This is a genomic window from Aneurinibacillus aneurinilyticus ATCC 12856 (assembly GCF_000466385.1).
In the GTDB taxonomy this organism is placed as follows: Bacteria; Bacillota; Bacilli; order Aneurinibacillales; family Aneurinibacillaceae; genus Aneurinibacillus; species Aneurinibacillus aneurinilyticus.
On record NZ_KE952652.1, the window covers coordinates 2,267 to 10,021 of the forward strand.

Consider the following 7,755-nt stretch of genomic DNA (forward strand, 5'->3'; position numbering starts at 1 on the left):
TTTCCCGTTCATCAAGAATATGGATGTGTTTATACACTTTATTTTTTTCAATTTTGAGCTGGAACTTGTCTTCTATGCTTCTTTAAGAAGGCAAACGTTTTCTCAAGTGTTTGTTCAGCGTGTGTAGTGGTAAAATCAAATTGGTATTCATGACCTAGGTCAGTATTTGTTCCGTCAAATAAAACACTTTCCACTTCCACGCCATTCTCTTTGAGAACATCTATAAGTTCTGCCGATTGTGGTGCTAATGGATCAGCATCTCCAACTGTCAAAAAGGTAGGTGGGTAATTAGGTGTTATATGTTTAACTGTAGACATCTCATCCAGTCTAGAGAAGGATTTGAAATCTTTTTTTCCTGTATATGCCCAAAACACCGATTGAATCCCTTTTTTTATTACTGGAGATGACTGAGTCCCTATTTTATCCATGTTATAAATTCCACAGTATAAAAGAGCACCTTTTAACTGTTCTTTATCGACGGAAGGCTGAATATTCATTGATTTTGCTAGTGCTTCATTAGTTATTATCGCAATGGTTTGACTAGCGATTTGAGCACCTGCTGAATCGCCTCCAATAAATAATTGATTCATATCACCGCCATATTTTGCGGCATTGTCCTGTAAATATTTAAGAGCCTGGTTAGTTTGTATGATTGGGCCCGGATACTTTTGTCCCGGTGCAATAGCATAGTTTATATTTGCTACAACATATCCTTCATTGGCTAATGCCATTCCATATTCTTGCGTTTGTTCTTTACTACCTGATACAAATGCACCACCATGTATCCACATGATAACAGGGAGCTCTTTCTTAATATTTTTCGGATAATAGATATCCAAAAGACTATTCTCAATTCCATGTTTATCATAAATAATATCTTTTTCAACATGGACTTGCCTTTTTATTGTTTCAATGTTCTTAAGGGATGCAAAAGAATCAGCTTCGAAAAGCTGCTTGATTATTAAGGTATTAAGTACAGGTGTAAACTGTCCAATTATAAATATAAGCAATATAGGAATGACAATAATATAGATAGGAATTATCCATCGTTTTTTCTGATAAAACTTTTTCTTTGTTTTCAATTGGTTCAACCTTACCTTATTACTTATTTATATGGAATTCACTTGACGCAGTAACAAAAGTTCAGATGGTTGAAAGGAGGAAATTCGGAAAAAAGAAGAGGTTGGATGCACCCTGCGCTCCGGCAGAAGAAAGATCAGCGTGTCTTTTTCCGACCGCCCACCTCCCTTCCTCTTTTCTTACCTCCCACCACAAAAATGTATTGATTTATCCAATCAGATGTATATAGTTAGCATAGTTTAGACATTATCGAATCTCATATAAATGTATTATATCAAGTTTCGAATGGGCACCATTCTGGTATTTAATTCCTCTAGATAATTAGGCTACTACTTTGAAGTGTTTCCAAAAATGAAAATTTTATCCCTCTACAATTATTTCTGAGATCTCAACTCATTTTTGGGTTTGGGGAACAACAAGCTTCTTTTCGTTGTCAATCAGGCGATTCGTATATCGAAAGGTTCTTTCGAACCTTCAGCCTGTCGAGAAAGTCTCGACAGGCTGCAATTGCTAAACAACTAAAAACAGCAAATAAAAATTCAATATTTCTTATTCATCTTACTATCGTATTCCGGATTTTACATTATTTTTGACTAACGAAATCGTTCGTGATTACTTCACAAGTTTATTCAAATACCCCCATCGAATGAAATAAAAGCTTATAACAAACAGAAGTAAAAATACCCCTACGCCGATTGCTGTCATCTGATAAAATGTCATTGAAATATAGTGATGCATGCCAAACATGGTTATAAATAAAATCATAGATGCAAATGTAAACGGGATAAAAATTAAAATAGCTAGTTCTTTCGTCACAACAGAGGCTATTTCTTTAACAGAAAGACCAATTTTCTGAATACCCGCATACTTTTTCTTTTCTCCTTCAAGCGACGTTTGCAGATAGAAATAAAGAATACTCATTGCTGCGCTCAAAAAGATCAGGCTAAGCATAAAGCCGATAAAGAACATGATACTCTTCACAAACTTCTCCGCATTATATAATTCAATTTTAGAGGCAATTAAATGAACATCGGTATCTGTGGAAAGTCCTGATGCAAGGGTTTTAGCCACATCAATCTTCTCTGTCCAATTTTCAAGTTCATATGCAAATACTTTATATACCGGATAATTGATTGTTTCATAAACCGCATCCGGGACAATATAATACACATTCTGCAAACCCGTCGAAAAAATGTTTTGTTTTTCAAGTCCGGCATAGTGAAGTTCTGTAAGTAGATATTCATGTATTGTTTCTGTACTTGGCAGTACGCCCTCATTACCTGCTACAACATAATATTCGTTCTTTTTTAGACTAATGTCCCTTTGCAAGCCAAGTGAATTATAATTTGATACTGACATGAAGGCGATTCGGCGCTTTTCATCCGTCTTAAATTCCGAATAGTATGCATCGTAGTTACCAGCTTTAGACAGAGTCGTTTCTATAAATGTGATATCTTTTTGTTCATCTTCCAGCGTATTTTTTGGAAGTGAGATGTATTGATAGCTATAAGGATACAATGCTTCTGTATTTTCTTTTACGTTATAATACGAACTATAGAGCACACTTGTACAAACAAACACACCAAGTAATAATATCGTTAATAAATAAATAACGTGAGCATGTGAACGCCCTTTCGTCTTCAAATTAGAAACAAAAAGCATATTTGTTTTTTGAAAATATGATGGATTTTTTTGTAATAGAAGAATTGCTAACAATATTCCTTGCGTTACAATAAAGTAAATAACAAGTAGTAAACTGATAAATAGTGCGACGTAATAGATCATTCCCATGGATTCGATCCAACCCATGTTCACTTTTAGGGATAGTACTAGACAACTGCTTACAAATAACGATAAAATCAGTTTCCATGGAGTAGGCGCAATTGATTTTTCCTGCGTGACATCTGCTTTTAACAGATGGACAGCTTCTTCTTTGTTAATAAAGCGTGTCATAAATTTAGAAACAATAAAGAATAAAATGGAAAATAGAACCACTGTTAATACAATTGCTTGCATTGGAACATACATGCCAAAGCTATTAGCCTGCAACACTTTTTTTGCGACCATTAAAAACAAGGGTGCGATGATAAGACCAAGTGCAATTGCTGTTATAATTGCTACACCAGCAATAAGCATATTTTCTCTAAAAACCATCTTACGTACTTGCTTCATGGATGCCCCGGTAATCATAAAGATGCCAAGACTTTTTGTTTTCTTCTTTAAAAACGCAAACAGCGAATAAATAATAAAAACGAATGAAAAAATATAAACAATAAAGCTGGCAAGAATCATTGTAATACCAAGTGTACTATTTGTGTCCATTTCCTTTAACATGGGATGAAATGCTGTAACCGAAAATAAGAAAAATACTAAAATAGAAAAGACACTACTTAAAAAGTAAGAAATATACGTCCATTTATCACGTAAAATATTTTGAATGACAATGTGATTAAAGCTCATGCCGCCCACCACCTAAAAATGTAAGTGTATCCATAATTTCCTGATAAAATTGTTGTTTATTTTCACCACGGTGTATCTCATTATAAAGAACACCGTCTTTTATAAAGATGACACGCTGTGCAAAACTGGCAACATAGGCATCATGTGTCACCATTAAAATGGCTGTATTAAAGGTTTTGTTAATCGATTCAAATAACGTCATGACGCTGTTTACCGACTTAGAATCTAAGTTTCCAGTCGGCTCATCTGCTAATAATAAACTCGGTTCATGAATAACCGCTCTAGCGATTGCCACACGTTGCTTCTGGCCACCAGAAATTTCAAATGTACGCTTTTTTAATATCTCTCTAATCCCTAAAAAATTTGCAATTTCAGCTAATCGTCTCCTCATTTCTTTCTCATTTACAGAATCAAGCGCCAATGGCAATAAAATATTCTCTTCAATTGTTAACGTATGAACAAGGTTAAAATCTTGAAAGACAAAACCTAATTCAGTACGACGAAACTTCGCTAGTTCCTCGTCATTTAATTCATATGGACTTTTTGAATTGATTGTAATAAATCCATTTGTAGGACGATCGATTGTGGAAATGCAATTAAGGAATGTTGTTTTCCCACTACCAGATGGACCCATCACCGCAACAAATTCATTCTCATCTAAATGAAAATCAATGCCTTTCAATGCTTTATATGTGATTTCCCCTGTATATTCCTTTTGAAGTTGCTTTACATTTAAAATGGTCTCTGCCATTGTTTTTCACTCCTTTGTGTCTTTTGTTACTTTTAGTATAGACAACCCCTTCCATCTCCTAAAATCTTTGAACATGACAGCAATATGACAACATTGTCACACTCAAAAACGGCTACCTTATTTGGTGGCCGTTTTTATACTTCCTGAAAAATCAATTGTAAATGTCGTTTCATTATTGGCAGAATATAACCTATATGGATGATTTAATGTAGAAAGAATTTTTTTTACTAAGTAAAGTCCGATTCCAGTCGCTTCACCCTTAGTCCGACCTTTTGTGCCTGTGTAAAACAATTCAAAAACACGGTTTATTTCGCTTTCAGGTATCGTTTCTCCTTTGTTTTTGATAAATAACTTTCCATTTTCATAGTCAATCAGAACGACGGACTCTTTCTCACTATATTTGATAGCGTTACTTAATAACTGATAAACAACAACCTTTAGCCATTTACGATCTGAATAGATCAATACATTATCACCAATTGTAATTTTGGGATATATTTCTTTCTCGATAAAATAATCCTTTAAATCGTTAATAACTTCCTGTACAATGCTCTTTAATGAAATCGGTTCTATCTTTAGGTCCGCTAATATTTTAGCAGAACGACTATACGTTAATAACTGATTTAAAGAGAAATTCAACTTGTCGCATTCCGTTTTTACTTTTTGCCATTCAAGAAATAAACTTTGTTCTTTCAACTGATTCGATTGGATAAGCAATTGAATGACAGAAAGGGGCGTTTTCATTTGATGAACAGCATGAGAAATCATCAATTGCTGTTCATGTAAGAAATCCTTGTATTCGTTTTCCCTTGAAATAAGAAAGGATTGAATCGATTTCAATTGGGCTGAATATGCTTTTTCAATTGGAGCAACGGGCTGGTAAATCAGAAAATCATCTATATCCATATTATTTCCTTTCATATGTACATACATTTTTTTGCGACGTACATAACGAAAGAAAAGGAGAATGGCTAGTAAGGTAATGGCTAAAAATATAAAGTAGGCATAATGATTATTGATGCCATCTAGTTGATGAATGACAATTGGTAAACTAATAAAATTGATGATATAAAGAATAATAAAGCTGAGATGATCCTGTAAAAACAACTTCATAAGCTTTTCTCCGTTAACTGATAGCCAATTCCTCGGATTGTTGTAATTTCTAGCGAAGAATGAATCGCTTCAAATTTCTTTCGCAATCTTACAATATTGACCGTCAGTGTATTTTCTTCGACAAATGCTTCATCATCCCAAATAGCTGTGAGTAGCTGCTGTCTTGTTACAACATTTGGGAATGCTTTAAAAAGCATTGCACAAAGCTGAAGCTCCTTTACTGTCAATAACTCCTCCTGTTCAGATGTAGATAATCGAACAGTATCCAAGTTTAAAGCTGTGTTTCCCTTTTTTAAAATGCGAGTTTGTGGTTTTTTTGCATATTCACCGTATACACGACGAATTTGCCCGTTTATTTTCGCAAGTACCACGTCCATTAAAAAAGGTTTTGTAATGAAGTCATCTGCCCCATTTTCAATACCATACACTTGATCTAACTCACTCATACGAGCAGAGAGAATCATAATGGGACAATTCGACACCCGTCTTATTTTGCGGGACCAATAATAGCCATCAAAGGCAGGCAGATTAATGTCCATTATAACAAGATGTGGTTCTACATCTTGAAAAACATCGAGTACCTTTTCAAAATCTACCACAGTGTGGCAATCATAGCCGTATTTTTCAAGATGATTTTTTAATGTATTGGCGATAGTTACTTCATCTTCAACAATTAATATTTTATACATCGAATTCTCCTTTATTAATACTTTTTTGGTTTTTAGCTAAAGCCTATTTTACTAATATGCGATATTTTTTGTGAATTGGATAAGCTGATTTTCTCGGCTACTTGTTCATATGTAATTTCCGAAATACCAGATTTAGTTTTTTTGGCCACAATATCGAGTGATAATTTCGCTAAAAGTTTGTTAGGTCCAAGACCAAGTGCTGTTGGAATACCAAAAGTTTTCTATATATCACGCTGAATCGTTCGCGCAATTTCCCATTTATCCCCGTGAATACGACTTTTCCCCATATATATCCAACCTTCATCAATTCTGTCGTCAATAGAAGATAAACCATTTGTATACGATACATATAGGGGAGACAAATACAGTATCACCACCCGCAAAGTAATCTAAAATAGTGTTATTTTTAAGGGTTAGCGTTTTTTGTTTTGGGAATACTGGAAAATTTTAAATTTATAGTGGTATGGTACTCCCCCTACAACTTTGTGTGAACTACGACCGAATTGACTGACATTGCATTACCAAAAGTATCTGAAATCTGTCTTGGACAATTTGAACTTCTGAACGAAATATAATGGACCCAAGAATCTAGACACGAAATAAGGAGATGCTAAAGTAGATTTATGAAGACAAGAAAAAGCTATACAGCTGAATTTAAATCTCAAATCGTGCTAGAAATCTTACGAGAGGAAAAGACATTAAATGAAATTGTCTCCACATATGGGGTCCATGTGAATCAACTTCGACAGTGGAAAAAAGCCGTTGTAGAACAAATGCCCCAACTGTTTTCTAACGAAAATAAGAAAGTGGAACAAGTCAAGGCACTGTATGAAGAACAGATTGAAACCCTATACGCTGAAGTCGGGAAATTAACCACGCAATTGTCGTGGCTTAAAAAAAATCTGGCATTAAAGACGAGAGATGAACGCATCGCTATGGTGGACTGGGGGAGTGCTGAGCTTCCCATCAAAACACAAGCTGAGTTGTTAAGCCTCAATATACTACAAGCCCGCCCGCCTGCCCGTCACCCCAAGAGGCCGCTCTCAAGCATCGGATCGACGAACTGTACACGAAATATCCGTTCTATGGCTCCAGACGCATCACGGTTCAACTTCAGAAAGACGGCTTCTCCGTCAATCGAAAAGCTGGACAGCGCCACATGCGGGAAATGGGGATTGCAGGCATTGCGCCAGGACCCAATGTAAGCAAAAGAAACCATCAGCACAGGATTTATCCGTATCTCTTGTGCGGCCTCGTTATTGACCGTCCGAACCATGTCTGGGGTATTGATATTACGTACATTCGCTTACAGCGTGGCTGGCTGTATCTGGTCGTCATGATTGACTGGTACTCTCGCTACGTCGTAAGCTGGGAGCTGGACCAGTCTCTTGAAATAGACTTTGTCCTGACAGCCGTGAAACGTGCTCTCCATCACTATCAGCCTGTGATCTTGAATAGTGACTCCTTAAAAGAGAACCTTACACTGTATAAACAGAACATGGTGGGAACCTCCCCCTCAAGCCAAATCTTTATCTCCACCGGCTACATCAAGTAGAACTTCCTCGTTCTACTCCCACCTTAGATTCTTAAAAACCGTGTCTTGACGATGGGGTCCACTTTATAAACGCTTCAACTGGGTACTATCTGCTTCCGCCATAATGC

General features: G+C 35.9%; 5 protein-coding genes and 1 pseudogene. 1 reads left to right on the forward strand and 5 read right to left on the reverse strand.

Annotated features, from left to right (window positions below; translation table 11 throughout):
• Positions 1-47 precede the first annotated feature (47 nt).
• From HMPREF0083_RS00490 to HMPREF0083_RS00510, 5 genes are all read right to left on the reverse strand, one after another.
• Positions 48-1,082, reverse strand: coding sequence for an alpha/beta hydrolase (locus tag HMPREF0083_RS00490; RefSeq protein WP_040301000.1), 1,035 nt, complete (start codon positions 1,080-1,082; stop codon positions 48-50).
• 610 nt (positions 1,083-1,692) lie between these two features.
• The gene (locus tag HMPREF0083_RS00495; RefSeq protein ID WP_021618921.1) at positions 1,693-3,540 is read right to left on the reverse strand and encodes an FtsX-like permease family protein; all 1,848 of its coding nucleotides are present in this window, start codon (positions 3,538-3,540) and stop codon (positions 1,693-1,695) included.
• Positions 3,530-4,291: an ABC transporter ATP-binding protein gene (locus HMPREF0083_RS00500; RefSeq protein ID WP_021618922.1), complete on the reverse strand. Its 762-nt coding sequence runs from the start codon at positions 4,289-4,291 to the stop codon at positions 3,530-3,532. Before HMPREF0083_RS00500 ends, HMPREF0083_RS00495 begins: the two co-directional genes overlap by 11 nt.
• A gap of 117 nt (positions 4,292-4,408) precedes the next feature.
• Positions 4,409-5,404 (reverse strand): sensor histidine kinase, encoded by a 996-nt coding sequence (locus HMPREF0083_RS00505; protein ID WP_021618923.1) that lies wholly within the window; start codon positions 5,402-5,404, stop codon positions 4,409-4,411.
• The gene (locus HMPREF0083_RS00510) at positions 5,401-6,093 is read right to left on the reverse strand and encodes a response regulator transcription factor (protein WP_021618924.1); all 693 of its coding nucleotides are present in this window, start codon (positions 6,091-6,093) and stop codon (positions 5,401-5,403) included. Before HMPREF0083_RS00510 ends, HMPREF0083_RS00505 begins: the two co-directional genes overlap by 4 nt.
• A 623-nt stretch (positions 6,094-6,716) precedes the next feature.
• On the opposite strand from HMPREF0083_RS00510, the pseudogene HMPREF0083_RS26860 reads away from it, so the two are divergent.
• A pseudogene (locus HMPREF0083_RS26860) lies at positions 6,717-7,555 on the forward strand (IS3 family transposase); the annotation flags it as partial.
• Positions 7,556-7,755: the final 200 nt, after the last annotated feature.